Below are 17,792 nucleotides of genomic sequence, written 5' to 3'. Positions count from 1 at the left end.
AGCGCTTGGAGGTGCAGCATGGCCGAGCAGCCGACGAACCGCGTCCAGCAGGAGGGCTCGCCGCGCGAGCCGGGCGCCTCGCCCGCGAGGCCGGGCCGTCCGATCATCGTGCAGAAGTACGGCGGGTCGTCGGTCGCCGACGTCGACAAGATCGGCAAGGTCGCCGACCGCGTCGTCGCCGCGAAGCGCGCCGGCAACGACGTCGTCGTCGTGGTCAGCGCGATGGGCAAGACGACCGACGGCCTGCTCGCCCTCGCCCGGCAGGCGGCGAGCGCGGGCGGCGGCGCCGCCGCGGATCCTCCCCGGCGCGAGCTCGACATGCTCCTCTCGACCGGCGAGCGCGTCTCGATGGCGCTCCTGTCGATCGCCATCCAGGCCCGTGGTTTCGAGGCGATCTCGTTCACCGGCTCCCAGTCCGGCATCCTCACGAACGATCGCCACTTCGACGCGCGCATCATCGAGGTCCGTCCGTTCCGGATCGAGGACGAGCTCGCGCGCGGCCGCATCGTGATCGTCGCCGGCTACCAGGGGATGAGCTACCGCCGCGAGATCACGACGCTCGGCCGCGGCGGCTCCGACACGACGGCGGTGGCGCTCGCCGCCGCGCTGAGCGCCGAGCGCTGCGAGATCTACAGCGACGTCGACGGCGTGTACTCGGCCGATCCCCGGGTCGTCCCGGACGCGCGTCACCTGCCGGAGCTCGATTGCGCGGTCCTCCAGGAGATGGCCGAGTGCGGCGCGAAGGTCGTCTGCGCCCAGGCGGTCGAGTGGGCGCGGCGCTCCGGCGTGGCGCTCTATGCGCGCTCGACGTTCGACGCCGTCCCCGGCGCGCGGGAGACGGTGGTGCGCCGGTTCGCCCCCGGCTCGACGTCGTCGACGCACTCGGCGCGCGCGATCGTCGCCGAGGGCAATGTCGTGCTCGCGCGGGCTCCCGGCGGTCTCCGGCTCGACGCGCTCCTCCGCGCGGCCGGCGAGCTCGGGCTGGGCTTCCGCGATCTCTCCTTCGGCCCTGGCGGCGGGGCGTTCGTGATCCCGCTCCTCAACGTGCCCGACTGGCAGGGAGCCAAGCGCCAGCTGGTCGCGCTGCAGCCTTCGCTCGAGCTCGACGAGGGCCTGGCCTCTGTCAGCGTCGTCGGCGACGGCCTCACCGCGACGGCGTCGCCGCTGTCCCGCTTCATCGAGGTCCTCGCTCATGCCGGCATCGCCCCCCGCCTCACGGTCGCGTCCCCCCTGCGCCTCGGCGCCCTCGTCGACGCCGCCGACGCCGCCCCCGCGCAGCGCCTGCTCCACGCGACGTTCGTCGAGCCCTGAGCCCCACGCCACGTCCCCCAGCTCTTCGACCCCGCCGACCGTAGGCCCCCGGGGAGGGTGTTGTCGGCGCGGGGCAGGGGGGTGGGGATGGGCCGATGTTTGAGCCTGAGATGTGCGTCATCCGGCTTGCCGGATGGCGCACATCTCAGGCGAGTTCGGCGGGGCCCCACCCCCCTGCCCCGCGCCGACAACACCCTCTCCGGGGGCCGGGCATCTCGGCGAGCTAGTGCTTCCGTTGCCTGGTGAGCGCGACGAGCCCCGCCCAGCACGCGACCCACACCACCTCGCGCGACGGATCCCACGCGATCGCCGCCGCCCCCACGGACGCAGCCTCCTCCTCGCCCCCGCCAGGCCCCGTCGCCCCGATCTCGGCGACCATCGTGGGCGCTGCGTTCGACGGCACATGGACGAGCTGCGCCCGGCGCTCGCCCTCGCGCGCGACGAGCGCGAGCAGCGGCGAGGCCTTGTGGTCGCCCGCGAACGCCAGCGCCACCACCGCGGGGAGCCCCTCGATCACGCGGAAGGTCTCGCCCCCGTCGCGCGACACGCACAGGAGCCCCGCGCCGGACAGCGCGATCGAGCGCCCGCCCGCCGCCGCCGCGAGCCGGCCGTCGTCGGCCTCCGCCGCGCGCCGCGCCGCCCCGGACAGCGGCACGACCGGCGAGCCCTCGTCGTCGCCGCGCAGCCGCTCGAGCTGCGGCCCCGCGGCCGCGCTCGTGAGCGCCACGATCACCCCCTCGCTCGCGCTCATCCGGAGCACGCCGTCCCGCAGCGCGGGCCCCGGCGACAGCGACAGCGCGCCCCGCGGCGGCGCGCTCGCGGCGTCGCGGCGCGGCGAGCCCGCGCTCACGGCGGAGCCGGCCTCCGGCGGGACGGCGACCGCGCCGGCCGCGGGCGACCACAGCGTCTTGCCGGCCAGCACCCAGAGCCGCCCCGGCGTCGTCGCGAGCGTCACCGGCGCCCCGCCCGAGCCCCACGCCCCGAGCGCGCTCGCCGTCTTCCCCCGGTCGTCGCTCAGCAGCAGGTTGCCGCGGCGCGTGGCGATGAGCAGCGCGCTGTCCGACAGCGCGATCGAGGACGCCGACGTGTCGACGCCCGCGCGGCGCGCCGACAGCGCTCCCGCGTCGACCACGAGCACCGTCCCGCGATCGCCGCCCGTCCGGTCCGCGCGGCGGGAGCGGCCCCCCGCGCGCGCGGCCGGCTCGCTCGCCAGCGCGGGCCCTTCGCCGGCGCCCCCGGCCACGACGCAGCCGCCGGCCACCGCGAGCGTGCTGCACGGGACCGCCGCCCCGGCGCCCTCGACCACCGTCCACGGCTGCGCGTCCCAGACCGGCGCCTGGTCGTCGGCGAGGTCGGGCAGCTCCGCGAGCAGATCCTCGCCCTCGTAGGTGCCTTCTTGATCCGCGTCGAGCGCCGGCAGCTCGCGCTCGTCGACGTCGTTCGACGGATCCTCCCCGGTCCCTTCCGCGCCGCCGTCGTCGTGCCCCTCGCCGTGATCGTCGAGGTCGTCGTGCTCGGCGTCGTCGTGCTCGGCGGCCTCGTCGGACACCCACGAGCCCGCGTCGGCGTCGTCGATCCCCTCGTGGAGCGCCCCCACGTCGATGCCCTCTTCCGCGGGCTCGTCCTCCCCGGCCGCGCCCTCGTCCACGGCGAGCTCGACGCCGACCTCCAGGTCGCTCGCGTTCGCGTCGTCGAGCCCGTGATCCGCGTCGTCGAGCGTCTGCAGGAGCTCCTCGAAGGTCTCCTCGGCCGCCTCGTCCTCGTCGTGCCCGAGCGGCGGCAGATCGATCAGCTTGTTGTCGTGCTCGTCGTGCTCGTCGTGCTCGCGCTCGTCATCATCGACGGCGGTCTTCGGCTGCGGCGCCGGGCACGTCTCGCGTGGGTCCGCCGCTCGCTCGCTGCAGTCTCGTGAGGCTGACATCGGCGGGAGTGTAGCGCCCCTCGAGGCGCTTTCGCCCCGCGCCGCGCCTCCGCCCACGCGCTCCGCCGCCCTCCAGAGCCCGCCTGCCCCGGCGCGCCGGGGCGTCGGCCTCCCCGCGGCCCCGGCCATCGCCCGCCGCGCCCGGCGACCCCGCTGCCGCACCGCACCGGCGATCATCTTTGTACAAAGATTGTCTCACGCGTCGATGCGTCGCAGTTATCGTGAGCAATAACACTAAAAATCCAGGCAATGTACGGAGTTTTACGGACAATTTCGTGTCCTTCCGGAGCGAAGGCTTGATACAATGTTTGTTTATAGTATTTGACGAAGGGTGTTCGTGATCCTAGAGTCCGCTTCGATATGTTCGACATCGTCGTCACCTCGGCGCCGGCAACGCCCTTCGCCCATCGGGTCGCGTCTGCGCTTCGCGAGGCCCGCATGCGGGTAGTCACGTGCGAGGTCGCGCCCAACCGGCCGCCGCCGGACGCGCTGCGGGTCGACGCGGCCGTCGCCTGCGCGCAGAGCCCGGCGGCCCTCATCGACATGGCCCGCTCGCTCCGCGCGGTGCTCGACGGCCCGCCGCCCGTGATCGGCGTCAGCTCCTCGCGCACCATCGTCTCGATGGCGGAGCTCGCGGGGGTGCTCGCGGACGACGTCCCGGGCTCGGTGCTCGCCGCGCAGGTCCAGCGGCTCGCGGCGCAGGCCGAGCGGCAGCGGAGCCGCGTCATCCTGCGCGGCGAGCTCGACGACGTCGGGCTCGACGGGCTGCTCGCGTCGCTCGCCTCGCGCAGCCGGAGCTGCTTCATCCGCGTGCGCGCCGGCGCGCTCCGCGCCGAGGTGACGGTCGACGCCGGGCGCCCCATCCACGCCCGCGCCGACGGCGTGCGGCCCTCGGAGCGCTGGACCGACGCGCTCGACGCGCTCGGCGCGTGGCGAGGCGCCACCTTCGAGGTCGTCGCGAGCGACTCGAGCGGGCCGCACCGCGGCGAGCGCGAGAGCCACTACCCGCCGGCGTTCCCCGCCGACGACGCGGCCGACGTGGCGCTGGCCGCCGCCGTCGTGAACGCCTGCACCGCCTACGCGCGCGCCTGGCTCGGGCCGCCGATGACGTCGCGGCTGCTCGCGTCCTCGTGGACGACGGCGCGCGAGCACCACAGCGCGCTCGACGCCTTCGCCATCAGCGGCGACGCGCTCGTCTCGGTCGCGCAGATCGATCGCGCCCGCTCGGCGATCCCGCAGGCGGTCGCCGCCTGGATCGTCGCCTTCTTCGACGCCGCCGCGGAGAAGGTCCCGTCGCGCTTCCAGCGCCACCGCATCCGGGAGGTCCTCGGCGGGCTCACGCGCCTGGTCGAGCAGGTCGGGTGGGCGAGCGTCTTGTTCGAAGGAGCCGAGCGATGACCCAGATGCCGACGATGAACGAGGTGCCCGAGAGCCCGCAGGACGCCCTCCCCCTCAGCGTGGAGCGCCTCGCCGAGATGACCTCGCAGGAGGTCGACGACCTCCCGTACGGCTTCATCATGCTGGACGAAGAGGGCGTCGTGCTCCTCTACAACCGCTACGAGCAGCGCATGAGCCGCCTCCCGTCGGCGCGGGTCGTCGGCAGGAACTTCTTCCAGGAGATCGCCCCCTGCACCCGGGTCGAGGCGTTCCTCGGCCGCTTCCGCGCCCTCGCGCAGCAGCCGCCGGGCGCGACCGATCGGTTCGCGTTCCGCTTCCACTTCCTCCACGGGGCGCAGGACGTCTTCGTCCAGCTCGCGCGCGCGCCGGTCGATCGCGTGTTCATGACCGTGCACCGCGTGCCGGTCCAGCGCGACGAGCACGAGCGCCCGGCGACGATCCGCCACGAGCGCGACCGCGGCCGGCTGAGCGGCCCGCTCGGCGCCATGTTCCCGCTCGCGTGGGATCAGGTCGCCGCGCTGCTCGCGCGGGTCGGACAGGGCGCCGCGCGGGAGCTCGGCCGGGGCGTCGGCCGCAGGATCGCGGGCGTCGCGGAGAGCACGGTGGCCCGTGCGGGCGCGGCCGCGCTCGACAAGGCGCCGGTGCTGCTCGCGGTCGGCGCGCTCGATCAGGCGCTCGCCGAGCTCGGGATGGGCCGGCTCGCCGCGGATTTCTGCGCCAACCCCCCGCGCGTCGCCTGCTTCGTCCGGCCGCCGGTCGAGTCGGGGTCGGTCGAGCTGTCCGCCTTCTACGAGGGCGTGCTCGAGACGACGATCGGCGCGGCGCTCAACGCGGCGCACGTCGCCCGGTGCATCGAGGGGACCGAGCTCGCGGCCACGCCGTGGCGCGTCGTGGTCGTGCCGATCGAGCGCGCCCACGAGCTCCGCGCCTTCGAAGGTGAGCGGCCCGACGATCTCGCGAAGCGCTTCGGTCTCCTCGAGAGCGGCTCGGGGGCCGCGGATCGAGGGCCGGCCGCGGCCTCTTGACGCGGCGAGGGCCCTGGCCATCCCCGCCTGGTGTGCCCGCTGGATCCCTCCGGCGAGCGGTGCTTAGCTCCGCCGTCGATGGGCCGGCGCGACAGCAATTCAAGGCGAATCGCCGCCGCGTCTCCGGCCGATGGGCAGCCTTCGGCGGGGGACGCGGGGCAGCTCGGGCCCGCTCGCGGCCCGCTCTCGATCGCGGAGGCGAGCGCCGGGATGCTGGTGCAGGACGTCGTCGTTCATCCGGCCGACGTCGTGTTCGTGAAGGGCATCGTCGAGGCGAGCGACGGCGTCGCGCTCCTGCTCGCGGATCGCGGGGGTGAGCTCACGCTCGCGTCGCCGCTCGACCGGGGCGACGAGTTCGCCGAGCTCCTGCTCGATCTGGAGCGGGACGTCGGGGCGCGGCGCCGCGGCGCGCCACGCTGAGGGGTGCATGACGGAGCGCCGCGATCCGAGCTCGGTCGATCTCGTCCAGGATGCCTCGCTGGACGTCGCTGTCCACGAGGGCGTGGCGCAGGGCCTGCCCGCCCCCTCGGGCGCGCTGCTCGATCCGCGCATCCTCGCCGCCTGGCGCGAGTGGCTGGCCGCCCTCGCGACCGACGCCGAGGCCGCCATCGCCGCGGCGCACGTGTACGGCGAGCTCGGCCCCGAGGCGCGCGAGGCGTGGCTCGACGTGCTCGCCGAGGACGCGCCCAAGCTGCAGGTCCCCGCGGTCGCGATCTACGCGCCGCTCCTGTCGGTCGAGAGCGACGCGGCGCGCCGCGAGCGGATCGAGGTCGCGATGGGGGAGGGGGAGCACGCCCCGCGCCCGGCCGGGGGCTTCGCGCTGCGCGGCATCGCCGCGGGGGGCGATCGCGTGGTGGCGCTGGTGACGCCGCTCTACCTGCGCTTCGTGCGGGTGCTCTGGTGTCGGTATCTCCCGGAGGACGGCATCGCCTGGGCGCGGCACGACCCTATCGTGCGCGCGGAGGAGGCGCCCGGCCCTGGCATGGTGCTCGACGGCGCGCAGCTCGAGGCGACGCCGATCAAGCTGGTCATCGAGGAGCTGTGCCACGCGATCCTCGCGCAGCAGCGCAAGGGCGCCGAGCTGCCGCCGTCGCTGCAGCTCTGCGCCGATCTGTTCGACGCGCACCTGGAGGGGGATCCGCTGCCATGAGGTCGCTCGCGCCGGCTGTCTTGCCGCTCGTGCTCGTCGCGCTCGGGTGCGCCGGCAGCGGCGACGCGGTCCGTGAGCCCGCGGCGGCGGCGCCCGCGGCCGCAGCGGAGGCGGCGCCGGCGCGGGGCCAGGCGCTGAGCTTCTCGTACGAGACGCTCGACGGGCGCGAGCTCTCCACCGCGTCGCTCGCGGGCAGGTTCAGCGTGATCGGCTTCGTGGCGACCTACGACGTGGCGTCGCAGGCGGAGGCGCGGTTCCTCGCCGGGTTGCTCCGCGATCACACGCCGCGCATCAACGCGGCGCTCCTCGTGCTGGAGGCGAGCGAGAACCGGCCGCTCGTCGAGGCCTTTGCCGCCACGCTCAAGCTCCCGTATCCGGTGGCGCTCGCGGACGCCCCGACGATCGCCGGGGAGGGCCCGTTTGCCGGGCTGCACCACGTGCCGAGCGTGGTGATCCTCGACGCCGAGGGGAGGGAGGCGTTCCGGCACGTTGGGCTCATCACCCAGGAAACGCTCGAGGAGGTCCTTCGCGGCCTGGAGCGCGAGGGCGCGCGGCCCGCGAGGTAGGTTTTGTCCGCCGCCGCGCGCTGGTCTGGGCGATGATGGCGCGCATGCTCGACCACATCGGTTTTCCGGTTTCGGACTATGAACGGAGCAAGGCCTTCTATCTGGCGGCCCTGGCGCCTCTTGGTTACGGGCTCGTGATGGAGATCACGCCCGAGATGACCGGGGGTGCGGATAAGCACGCCGGTCTGGGGGCCGATGGCAACCCGCAGTTCTGGATCGGCACGGGCGGCGCGCTGCAGGGCCGCATGCATGTCGCCTTCGTCGCGAAGACGCGCGCCGATGTCGATGCTTTTTACAAGGCCGCGCTGGCGGCTGGAGGCGCCGACAACGGCCCGCCGGGGCTCCGGCCGCAGTACCACCCGGGGTATTACGGGGCGTTCGTGCTCGATCCGGATGGACACAACATCGAGGCCGTGTGCCATGGGCCCTGAGCGGTGATGGCTTCAGGGGGCTCGTCCTCCCGAGCTACGGGGATCGTGGCTTGATGTGAAGAGAGAATAAACGCAAAGGCGCAAGGAGAGAGGAAGAAGGCATCTTCCTCCCTCCTTGCGCCTTTGCGCCTTTGCGCCTTTGCGCCTTTGCGCCTTTGCGTTGAAATCTCTTTACCCGCGTCGACTCGGCCGACGCTCGCGTCCGCGCGATTTCGCGATCAGAGCCTGCTCAGCAGATCCGCCTTCTTCGCAGCAAACTCCTGCTCGGTGATGATCCCCTTCTGCCGCAGGTCCGCGAGCCGCTCGATGGCAGAAAAGATATCCGCCTCCGGACCCGAGGAAGCGCGGGGCAGGGCGGCCTGCGCCGGCACCGGCGCAGGCGCAGGCGCAGGCGCGGCCCCCGGCGCCTGCTGCGCGGCCGCGTCGCCGGAGACGAGCGGCAAACTCTGCACGCCCACGACGCCGTACTGGCTCGAGAACGTGACCGACGACCCCGACCCCTGCTGCTGCGACACACCGCCGATCTGATGATCCAGCGTGTCATAGACGCTGACGCGCCCGTCGACGTCGACGGCCAGCCGCCGCGCGCCGGGGAAGACCGCATAACGGATGTTGTTCTGCGACCCGCTGGAGCTCGGCGCACCGAGCTCCCCGGGCCACCAGCTCCCAGAGCCGCCCCCGGACGCCGGCACGAACAGGCTGACCGGCGAGCCCCCCAGGCCTCCGCTGCCACCTTGCTGCTGCTGCTGCCAGCCCTGCGCCGGATAGCTCGCCGGCGCCGGAGCGAACGGCTGGCTGGCCAGCAGATTCGACAGCTCGGCGCACAGGCCCTCCACCTTGGCCTTCAGCCCGCTGTTGAACATGTCCCCGATCATGGTCATGCCGCCCTGCATCCACTGCCCACCGCCGCCCAGCTCGGGGTGATAGAACTGCGCCATCGTCCCGTTGCCGTTCACGAGCGCCTGCAAGAGCGTCATCACCGCGTCGGTGCTGACGAAATAGCGCTGTGACAGGTCGGAAACTGTCCGCTGACCTTCGGGGGTGAGTGGCTGCATGAGGAGGCGCTCCAGGAGGGAAGCGCCGAGCCTTGCACGGCGGTCCGCCGCTCGCAATGCGGGCGAGCGGCGATTGAGGAGGGAGACGACCGCTCAGCCCGCGAGCTTGCGCGCGCTCGCGAGCTGGACACACACCGCGACGACATCCATGGCGACGCGAATCTGCTCGAGCGGCGGCATCGACGGCGCGATCCGGATGTTCCGGTCGCGAGGATCGCGGCCGTACGGGTACGTCGCCCCGGCGCCGGTGAGCTTCACGCCCGCCTTGTCGGCCAGGCGCACGACCTCCTTCGCACAGCCGTCGAGGGTGTCGAGGCTGATGAAGTAACCGCCGCGCGGCGAGGTCCAGCTGGCGATGCCCTTGCCCCCGAGCTCGCGCTCGAAGATGCTCGTCACCGCCTCGAACTTGGGCCGCAGCAGCTCGGCGTGCTTCTGCATGTGGCCCAGCAAGCCCTTGTAATCCTTGAAGAAGCGCACGTGGCGCAGCTGGTTCACCTTGTCCGGGCCGATGGTCTGGATGCCGAGGTGCTTCTTCGCGTCCGCCACGTTCGCGGGGCTCGACGCCATGGCCGCGACGCCGCTGCCCGCGAACGAGATCTTCGACGTCGAGGCGAAGACGATCGGCCGGTTCGGGTTGCCCGCCGACTGACACGCCGACACGATGTCCGCGAGCCGATCGCCCTCGGCATACAGGTCGTGGACCGCGTAGGCGTTGTCCCAGAACAGGCGGAAATCCGGGGCCGCCGCCTTCATGCTGGCGAGCCGGCGGACGACCTCGGGCGCGTACGTGGTGCCGGTCGGGTTGCTGTACTTGGGGACGCACCACATCCCCTTGATGGCCGCGTCCTGGGCGACCAGCCGCTCGACCTGATCCATGTCCGGGCCGGCGTCGTTCAGATCGACCGCGATCATCTCGATGCCGTGGTGCTCGCAGATCGCGAAGTGGCGATCGTAGCCGGGGCTCGGGCAGAGGAACTTGACCTTGGGCTGCTTCGCCCAGGCGCCGTTGCCGTCGGGCACGCCGTGGACGAGCGCGCGGACCACCGCGTCGTGCATCATGGTCAGGCTGCTGGTGCCGCCGACGATGACCTGCGCCGGGGGCACCTCGAGCAGCTCGGCGAAGATGGCCTTCATCTCGGGGAGGCCGTCGAGGCCCCCGTAGTTGCGCGTGTCCGACCCGTCCGAGGCGACGAGGTCGTTCGCGGTGGGCAGGGCGAGCAGGCCGTTCGCGAGGTCGAGCTGCTCGGACGACGGCTTGCCCCGCGTCATGTCGAGCTTGAGGCCGCGGGCTTCAAAGGCAGCATAACGTGCCTCGAGCTCCCGGGTGAGCGAGGCAAGAGCATCGGGGGACAACGAGCGCAGTTCGGTCATGGCGGCCGATGTCTAGCAGAACTTCGCGGCCGCGTCGCGACCCGCGTGGGCCCGCGCTCCTCGCGCCGGAAATGCCGCGGCCGGCAGCGGAAACGCCGCAGCCGGGCCGCCCGTCGCGCCCCTCTACGCCCGCCGCCGCCCGCCGCCGCCCGCCGCCGCCGCCGCCCTCGCGGCCGGCGCCTCGCCCGCGCCTGGGCCCGCTGTGACAGCCGCCCTCCGCCTTGATGCGTTTTGCCACGAGCCCTGTGTCGCCGCGCCCCGCCTGGCCCAGAGGCCGCGTCGGCGGCCTCTGGTACGGCCGATGCATCGGGCCGGGTGATCTCATGTTCAGAGGAGGATCCATGGCTGTCGAGGCCCTGCGCAAGAATCACATGATGGCTCACCTGCTCGGCGCGCTCGAGCGCGGCGAGTCGATCGGGCGCTACGGTCGCCTGGTATTCGCGATGATCGCCAACCACTTCCTCGATCGCGACGAGCTCGTCGACTGGCTCAGCCGCGACCCGGAGGGCGGCGCCGAGGAGGCCCGCTCGCTCGCGATGCAGGTCGAGCGGCGCGGCTACAGCCCGCCGCGGCGCGAGCGGATCCTGGAGTGGCAGCGGCAGCAGGAATTCCCCATCATCCCGAACGCCGACGATCCCGACGAGGGCAATGTCTACAAGGACCTCGAGTTCCCCGAGGAGGTCTATCAGCATATCAATGAGTACTACGAGCACAAGGCGGCGAGCTGACGGCGGCCGCGGTCCAGCAGGGCCGCGACGCGAGCTCGCGCGGCGGCGCCTGCTCGGCATGGGGAGTGCTGGGGCCCTGGGCGGGCTGCTGGGATGCGGGCGAGGTCAGGCGACCACGGGCCCGTCCAGGCCTCCGGAGGAGGATCAGGCAATGCAGGCAAGGAGCGCCGGCGTCACCACGAACGACCCCTCGCGCCTCCGGGCGCGGCCGAACGCCAAGCCCGGGGGCGAGCTCTCGACCGGGCTGAGGCCGCTCGGGCTGTCGCCGCGGCGCGACGGGTTGTTCTACGTCCCGGCGGGCTACCGGCCGGACCGCCCGGCGCCGCTCGTGGTCCTGCTGCACGGGGCGGGGGGCAGCGCGCACCACGGCATCGCGCTGCTGCGAGAGCTGGCGGACGCGGCGGGGCTCCTGCTGCTCGCGCCCGACTCCCGCCATTCGAGCTGGGACATCATCTCGGACGACGCGTACGGGCCCGACGTCGCCTTTCTGGACGGCGCGCTCGACCAGCTGTTCCGCAGCGCCGCGGTCGATCCGGCGCGGATCGCGATCGGCGGCTTCTCGGACGGCGCGTCGTACGCGCTGTCGCTCGGGCTGACCAACGGCGACCTGTTCACCCATGTGATCGCGTTCTCGCCGGGCTTCATGGCCCCCGCCGAGCAGCGCGGCCGGCCGCGCATCTTCATCTCGCACGGCACGCAGGACCAGGTGCTGCGGATCGACCCCTGCAGCCGCCGCCTCGCGCCCCTGATCCAGGTCGCCGGGTACGACCTGCGCTACGAGGAGTTCGAGGGCCCGCACGTGGTTCCTACGGAGATCGCGCGCGACGCCCTCCGGTGGTTCCTGCCCGACGCGGGCTGATCTCAACATGTGAAGAAAGAAAAAAGCGCAAAGTCGCAAAGACGCAAGAGAGAGAAGAAAGAGTCCCTTCTACTCTTCTCTTTTTTGCGCCTTTGCGCCTTTGCGTTTTTTCTTCTCTCTCTCTCTGCGTCTCTCAGCCCAGCTCGCCGTCCGGGAGCCACATCCGAGCGGTGGGCCGCCGGGGCGAGCCCGGCGGCGTCCGCCTCACTCCGCCGCGATGGCTTCCTCGCTGTGGGTCGTGTGGCGCACCTCGGGGTTGTTCTCGAAGTACGCCTTGCCGGCCAGGCGCTTCACGAGCGGGCTGAACCGCTCCGCCGCCTTGCCGGCGATGATGTCGCGGACGAGCGCGACGTCCTCGCGCGCCCGGGAGAGCGTCTCCGGGTCGGTCAGGAACGCCCTTGCGGCCACCGCCTTGGCCGGAGCCGCCTTCACCGCCTCGCGGACCGCCACCGCCGCCGCCCGGACCTTCTCCGCGGCGCGCTCGGCGGCCGACTGCTTGATGAGCGGCGCCACCTCGTAGACCAGGTTCGCGGCCGACCCGGCGACCCGGTGCGGCGCGTGGTGCAGCGGGCTCGCGTACTTCGGGTGCCGCTCGAGGAACGCGCGCACCTCGGCCTCCGTGACGCCCGCCTCCTCGTAGGCGCGGGCGAGCTCCTGCTCGGCCAGGATGCGCGCCTTGAACATGTACATCTGGATGCGCGAGTAGAAGTTCGTCGCGCCGTCGCCGCTCGTCTCGACCGCGCAGAAGATCGTCCCGGGGTAACGCGCCGTGATCAACGACTGCACGCCGTCGGAGACGCCCGAGGACGGCATGCAGCCGAACGGCTTCACGCTCACCGTGAGGTGCGCCTTCGACTTCACCGCGTTCACGATGAGCTTGCCGACCTCCATGTGCCCCTCGCCGCCGCGGAGGTCGTTCGAGTAGTAGTCCTTCGCCACGTCCGCGACGAGATCCATGTCCGGGAGGTGGTAGTCGAACAGGCCGAGCGGCAGCGCGAACGCCTGGAAGCCGACGCGCAGCGCCGACTCGGCGAGGCGCATCGTCGCGAGCCGCTTCGCCACGCCGAACTCGTCGAGGCCGGCAAGGCCGTAGTTGCCCTCGTCCGCGCCGCGCAGGTCGCGCCGCTCGCGGGTGTCGCGGGCGCACTCCCAGATGTTGTAGAGCAGCCACGCGGTCGTGAGCTGGATGTCGTTCTCGCCGCCCTCGCTCTCGAGGAACTTCTGAAGGGCGTAGTTGCCGTCGCCCTCCGTCGTCATCGCCCAGAACTCGCCGATGATCGACGTCTTCGCCTTGGGCCGGAGCTTGTCCACCCGGACGGCCTCGAACTCCTTGCGCGCCTCGTAGAGCGCGCGGAAGACGTTCGTCTGCTCGTAAAGCGCCTTGTAGAGGATGCGCTTCGCGCTCTCCATCGCGCGGTTCGTCGCGCCGGGCTCGACCTCGTAAGGCCGGACGCGGTAGCCGAGCGCGTTCAGCGTGTCGCCGCAGACGATCGCCTTGATGATCGCGATGAAGAAGGCAGGGTTCATCTCGAGGCCGACGTCGTCGCCCGTCGCCTGCGAGAGGCCGCCCGTCTGCTGGAAGAGCATCACCCGGAAGCCGTCGAAGCCGGCGTCGCGCAGCGCCTTCCGGTACTCGGTCACGTACATGCCGAACCGACACGGCCCGCAGGCGCCCGCGGTCAGGAACACGTAGTTCTTGATGATGTCCTCGGTCTTCATCCCCTGCTTGTCGCGCAGGTCGATGAGGTGCTTCACCAGGCCGCCGACCGTGAAGTACGTCGGGTTGCACTGCCCGCGGTTGCCGAACTCCTTGCCCGTCTGGAGGCCGGCGTTGTCGCTCATCCCGAAATAATGGACGTTGTAGCCGAGGCCCTTCAGCGCGCCCTCGCACAGGAAGTCCTGCGCCGCGGTGAGGCCGCTGATGAGGAGCGTCACGTTGTCGCGCTCCTTCTTCGTCATCTTCGGCTTGAGCATGTTGTCGACCCACTGCCGACGCTCGGCCTTCAGGCCGAGCCGCTCCCGCTCGGCCTCCTCGAACGCCCTGAGCTCCGCCTCGATGTCGATGTCCGCCTTGATCGATTTCTTCTCGCCGACCAGAGGAAGGCGCGTCTTCTGCGTGATCGTCTGTTCCATGGCGTGGCTTCCCTTCGCTCGGATGCTGGAAGGGGGCCGGGCGCGCCGTCCCCCCCTCGACCTTGGCCGTGTCTTCAGGCTTCCAAGGGGACGACGGTCCCGTCGGACTGCTTCTTCTTGAGCTGGACGAGGCCCGTCTTCGGCGCCTCGGGCGGAGACGCCGGCGCGACGTAGCTCCGCACCTTCTCGGCGAGCGCCGCGATCTCCCGCTCGAGCGCGGGATCGGTGATCTTGCGCGCCGCCTGCTGCTCCCGCTTCAGCTCGAGCAGCTCGAGCCGCTTCTCGTCGATGCGGTGGACGAGCTCCGCCTTCTTCTTCGCCGCGTCCTCGAGCGCCTCCTCGTGCAGCTTGAGGCTGTGCGCGTACGTCTTCACGCGGATCTTGATCGAGCCGCCCGGCTTGTTGGCGTCGATGTCGTGCAGCGCGGCGTACGGGGTGGCGCTCGAGCTCACGATGCTGTCGATGATGCCGTAGGTCGGCGCGTCGTGGCCGCACTTGAAGCTCGAGAGGTCGAGCAGCACGACGTTCGGGTGGCGGGCGGCGAACTTGACCGCCCACACCTTCTGCGCGCTGTTCGCCGAGTAGTTCTCGGGCCAGACGTCGTTGATGTCGAGCGGGTGCTGGCCGTTCGCGATCTCGTCCTTGAAGTACCGCGCGAGGTACTCCATGTCGCGCGGGATCGACCGCACCGAGAGGATCGGATAGCCGAGCACCTGGAACTCCTCCGGGATGCCGTGGTTCAGGCCCGGATCGGAGTGGTACGGCCGCCCGACCATCAGGATGGCGACGCGGTTCTCGGCCTCGACCGTCTCGAGGATCGCCCGCCCCTTGTCCTGGAGGTCGCGCTCGAACTGCGAGAGCGCCCGCATCCCCTCGCGGTGCGCGTGGTCGCTCTCGTCCTCGGTGACGCCGAGCCGCGGGCCCCACGTCTCGAACATCCGCCGCGCCGTCAGCGTCATCTCGGAGAACGTGAGCGGCGGATCGAGGTACTCGATGCCGCGCGTCTTGAAGAAGTCGATCTCCTTCGTGAACGCCGCCTTCATGACGTCCGGCACGCCCGCGACGATGGGGCAGCTCGTCTTGTCCATCACCCCCTCGCCGAAGCTCGGCACGTGGGTGAGGATCGGGAAGAAGATGTAATTGAGCTTCTTCTCGTCCGAGTGGTGGTGGAAGAGGAGGTTGTGGATGTGGGCCTGCGCCACCTTGGAGGGGAAGCACGGATCGATGGAGCCGTACTTGCCGCCCTCGACCCACATCTCCTCGCTCGTGGCGTCGCTGAAGACGACGTTCTGCTTCGGGACGCCGAGCGCCTCGAAGTAGGCTCGGTAGTACGGGCCCGTCGAGTAGATGTTGAGGACGCGCGGGATGCCGATGCGGACGCGGCGCAGGCGCTCGCGCACCTCGGGCCCGCTCCGCCGGAACGGGCGCGTCGTCTCCACCCGGCGGATGCCGAGGAAGCCCTTCTTGACGACCACGTCCTTCACCGGCGCGCCGTCGTCCGGAAGCGGCGCGGTGGCGTAGAAGTGCCGGAAGGCGAGCTTCGACTCGTAGTCGACCAGGTTCGGGAACTGCTTCGCGATCTTCTTCCGCTCGGCGACGAGCGCGAGCATCGCCTGCTCGCTCTCGACCGTGCCCTTCTCGCACGAGAAGCCCGAGATGTAGCGGCTCGTCGTCCCGTCGGGCCGCTTCGCGTCGATGAACGTCCGCTTGCACTCGTTCGGGCAGAAGTGGCAGACCGTCTCCTCGTCGTTCTTCGTCGTGTATTCGAGGGCGATCGCCGCGTCGATCCCGATGAACGTCGAGCGGCCCCTGCGCTTCACGACCCGGAGCGTCTCGAACGCGGCGCCGAGCGCGCCGGCCTCGCCGGTGTGCGGGTGGACGAACACCTCCGCGCCGGGGACGCGCTCCTTGATGTAGTCGACCTGCGCCTTGACCGCCGCGAGGTTGTACTGCGTGCCGCCCTGGAGCACGTAGCGCGTGCCGAGCGCCGCGAGCCGCGGGATCTGCACGACGTACTGCCACACGTTCTTCGGCAGCACCTGCGCGAGGCCGGCGAGCAGCTCCTCCTTCGAGAAGCCCTCCTTCTGGAAGTTCACCCGGTCGGTGTCGAGGAAGACGGCGCAGCCGTAGCTGAACTTCGGCGCGAGCTCGGCGCCGAACGCCGTGTCGGCGTACTCGGTCACCTTCAGGCCGAACTGGTCGGCCATCGCCTGGAGCAGCATGCCGTTGCCGGCAGAGCACGAGTTGGAGAGGCGGAAGTTCGCGATATCGCCGTTCTTCATGAACAGGACCTTGATGTCCTGTCCGCCGATATCGCAGATGACGTCGACGTCGCCGAAGAACTTCACCGCGCTCATCATGTGGGCGACGGTCTCGACGATGTTGACGTCGGCCCGCATGCACTCCTGGAGCACGTCGGCCGCGTACCCGGTGCCGCCGAACCCGAGCACCTCGAGCTGCGCGCCCTGGTCGACCACGTACTGCCGGAGCTGGGCGAGCAGCTCCTTCGCGTCCTGGATCGGGTTGCCCTTCGAGAGCTGGTAGGCCTTGCAGACGATGGCCCCGTCCTCGTCGATGAGCACCGCCTTCGACGAGGTGGAGCCGCCGTCGAGGCCGATGACCCCGCGCACGACCTGGCCGGGCGCGAGCTTCATCGGCGTGAACCTCGGGATGCTGTAGAGCTTGCGGAACTCGTCGACCTCGTCGCGCGTCTTCACGAGCGGCGGGCCCGCGCTCTCGCCGAGCCGGGCCTTCCGGCCGTTCGTCATGTACTCGATGAGCCCCGTCTTGCCGGCGTAGCGGCCGACCTCCGGCGCCTCCTTGAGCCCGTACACGCAGGCGCCGAACGCCGCGTAGTACTGCGAGTTCTCCGGGACGAAGATCGTCTCCTCGATCGGCCGGTCCTTCGGCCAGTCGTAGCCGCGCTCGTCCCAGGTCTCGGGGATCCGCTTGCGCCAGCACTCCTGGAGGAAGGGGAGGTAGGTGTTGGGGCCGCCGAGCAGGATGACCTTGTGCTTCAAGGTCGAGCCGCGCGTGAGCACCGACAGGTTCTGGAGGACGATCGCGTCGGCGAGCGAGCAGAGGATCTCCGTCGAGGGGATACCGCTCTTCACGAGGTTCACGATGTCGGTCTCGGCGAAGACGCCGCACTTCGCCGCGACGTGGTGGAGCTTCGAGTCGTCGAAGTGGATCTGGACCACCTCGCTCGACGGCAGGCCCACCTTGATCATGCACTTGTCGATGGTGGCGCCCGTGCCCGATGCGCACTTGTCGTTCATCGACGGCGCGGCGGTCTTGTCGCCCGTCTTCTCGTCCCGCTGGAAGATGATGATCTTCGCGTCCTGCCCGCCGAGCTCGATGACGCTGCCCACGTCCGGGTGCAGGTTCTCGACCGCGAGCGTGACCGCGTTGACCTCCTGGACGAACTTGGCGCCGAGGCCGGCGCAGAGGGGCGCCGCGCCGGAGCCCGTCATGAACACCCGCCAGCTCTCGCGCGGCGACGCGGGGAACGCCGCCTCGATCGCCTCGATGAGCTCCAGCACCTTCTCCGGCTGCTTCGTCTGATGCCGCTGGTAGTCGCTCCAGAGAATCTCGAGCGTCTGCGGATCGAGCACGACGGCCTTCACGGTCGTCGAGCCGACGTCGATGCCGACCACGACCGGATCCTGGATCTGCCTTCCCATCGGGGCTCCTCCCACCGCCGTCGCCGGTCACCAGCGCCCGACTGACTGGCTGGTCAGTCGTGATGGCTACAACGGGATGACCCGAAAATCAAAATGATTCGGTGCGTCTTGGCCGGCGGCGATCGCCGGTTTCCGGGGATCTGCGTCCGGGGCGCACGGTT

General features: G+C 71.2%; 14 protein-coding genes. 9 read left to right on the top strand and 5 right to left on the bottom strand.

All coding sequences use genetic code 11. The features are described 5' to 3' along the window. Nucleotides 1-18: 18 nt before the first annotated feature. Nucleotides 19-1,311 (top strand): aspartate kinase, encoded by a 1,293-nt coding sequence (locus tag WMF33_RS36480; protein WP_437332929.1) that lies wholly within the window; start codon nucleotides 19-21, stop codon nucleotides 1,309-1,311. Between the two features lie 223 nt (nucleotides 1,312-1,534). Here WMF33_RS36480 and WMF33_RS36475 read toward each other — a convergent pair whose 3' ends face one another. After that, entirely contained in the window at nucleotides 1,535-3,232 is a 1,698-nt protein-coding gene (locus WMF33_RS36475) for a hypothetical protein (RefSeq protein WP_437332928.1), read from the bottom strand. Nucleotides 3,233-3,670: 438 nt separating this feature from the next. Here WMF33_RS36475 and WMF33_RS36470 point away from each other — a divergent pair, with 438 nt between their 5' ends. From WMF33_RS36470 to WMF33_RS36445, 6 genes are all read left to right on the top strand, one after another. Beyond that, nucleotides 3,671-4,630 carry a DUF4388 domain-containing protein gene (locus WMF33_RS36470; protein ID WP_437332927.1) on the top strand — a complete coding sequence of 320 codons (960 nt, stop codon included), beginning with the start codon at nucleotides 3,671-3,673 and terminating at the stop codon, nucleotides 4,628-4,630. Next, complete coding sequence (locus WMF33_RS36465; RefSeq protein WP_437332926.1) at nucleotides 4,627-5,655, top strand: PAS domain-containing protein; 1,029 nt, start codon at nucleotides 4,627-4,629, stop codon at nucleotides 5,653-5,655. The genes WMF33_RS36470 and WMF33_RS36465 overlap by 4 nt, the downstream gene beginning before the upstream one ends. Nucleotides 5,656-5,733: 78 nt before the next feature. Then, the gene (locus WMF33_RS36460; RefSeq protein WP_061624805.1) at nucleotides 5,734-6,075 is read left to right on the top strand and encodes a hypothetical protein; all 342 of its coding nucleotides are present in this window, start codon (nucleotides 5,734-5,736) and stop codon (nucleotides 6,073-6,075) included. Nucleotides 6,076-6,082: 7 nt separating this feature from the next. Continuing rightward, nucleotides 6,083-6,805, top strand: coding sequence for a hypothetical protein (locus tag WMF33_RS36455; protein WP_437332925.1), 723 nt, complete (start codon nucleotides 6,083-6,085; stop codon nucleotides 6,803-6,805). After that, entirely contained in the window at nucleotides 6,802-7,371 is a 570-nt protein-coding gene (locus WMF33_RS36450) for a TlpA family protein disulfide reductase (protein ID WP_437332924.1), read from the top strand. The genes WMF33_RS36455 and WMF33_RS36450 overlap by 4 nt, the downstream gene beginning before the upstream one ends. Before the next feature lie 44 nt (nucleotides 7,372-7,415). Then, the gene (locus WMF33_RS36445) at nucleotides 7,416-7,802 is read left to right on the top strand and encodes a VOC family protein (RefSeq protein WP_437314508.1); all 387 of its coding nucleotides are present in this window, start codon (nucleotides 7,416-7,418) and stop codon (nucleotides 7,800-7,802) included. A 218-nt stretch (nucleotides 7,803-8,020) separates the two neighbouring features. Here the strand turns inward: WMF33_RS36445 and WMF33_RS36440 are convergent, their stop codons facing one another. Both WMF33_RS36440 and WMF33_RS36435 read right to left on the bottom strand, forming a co-directional pair. Further along, on the bottom strand, nucleotides 8,021-8,857 hold the full coding sequence (locus tag WMF33_RS36440) for an SHOCT domain-containing protein (RefSeq protein ID WP_437332923.1): 837 nt from the start codon (nucleotides 8,855-8,857) through the stop codon (nucleotides 8,021-8,023). Nucleotides 8,858-8,950: 93 nt separating this feature from the next. After that, nucleotides 8,951-10,228, bottom strand: coding sequence for an aminotransferase class I/II-fold pyridoxal phosphate-dependent enzyme (locus WMF33_RS36435; protein WP_061624801.1), 1,278 nt, complete (start codon nucleotides 10,226-10,228; stop codon nucleotides 8,951-8,953). A 341-nt stretch (nucleotides 10,229-10,569) separates the two neighbouring features. Here WMF33_RS36435 and WMF33_RS36430 point away from each other — a divergent pair, with 341 nt between their 5' ends. Both WMF33_RS36430 and WMF33_RS36425 read left to right on the top strand, forming a co-directional pair. Next, nucleotides 10,570-10,956: a hypothetical protein gene (locus WMF33_RS36430; RefSeq protein ID WP_061624181.1), complete on the top strand. Its 387-nt coding sequence runs from the start codon at nucleotides 10,570-10,572 to the stop codon at nucleotides 10,954-10,956. A gap of 151 nt (nucleotides 10,957-11,107) precedes the next feature. After that, nucleotides 11,108-11,815, top strand: coding sequence for an alpha/beta hydrolase (locus tag WMF33_RS36425; RefSeq protein ID WP_437332922.1), 708 nt, complete (start codon nucleotides 11,108-11,110; stop codon nucleotides 11,813-11,815). A 204-nt stretch (nucleotides 11,816-12,019) separates the two neighbouring features. Here the strand turns inward: WMF33_RS36425 and WMF33_RS36420 are convergent, their stop codons facing one another. Continuing rightward, entirely contained in the window at nucleotides 12,020-13,948 is a 1,929-nt protein-coding gene (locus WMF33_RS36420) for a 2-hydroxyglutaryl-CoA dehydratase (RefSeq protein ID WP_437332921.1), read from the bottom strand. Between the two features lie 74 nt (nucleotides 13,949-14,022). Continuing rightward, nucleotides 14,023-17,631, bottom strand: a complete 3,609-nt coding sequence (locus tag WMF33_RS36415) for a BadF/BadG/BcrA/BcrD ATPase family protein (RefSeq protein ID WP_437332920.1) — start codon at nucleotides 17,629-17,631, stop codon at nucleotides 14,023-14,025. Between the last annotated feature and the right edge of the window lie 161 nt (nucleotides 17,632-17,792).

Origin of the sequence: Sorangium sp. So ce394, from assembly GCF_051474665.1 — a bacterium.
In the GTDB taxonomy this organism is placed as follows: Bacteria; Myxococcota_A; Polyangia; order Polyangiales; family Polyangiaceae; genus Sorangium; species Sorangium cellulosum_D.
The sequence above is the reverse complement of the archived record's forward strand: the minus strand, read 5'-3'. Positions and strand labels throughout refer to the sequence as shown.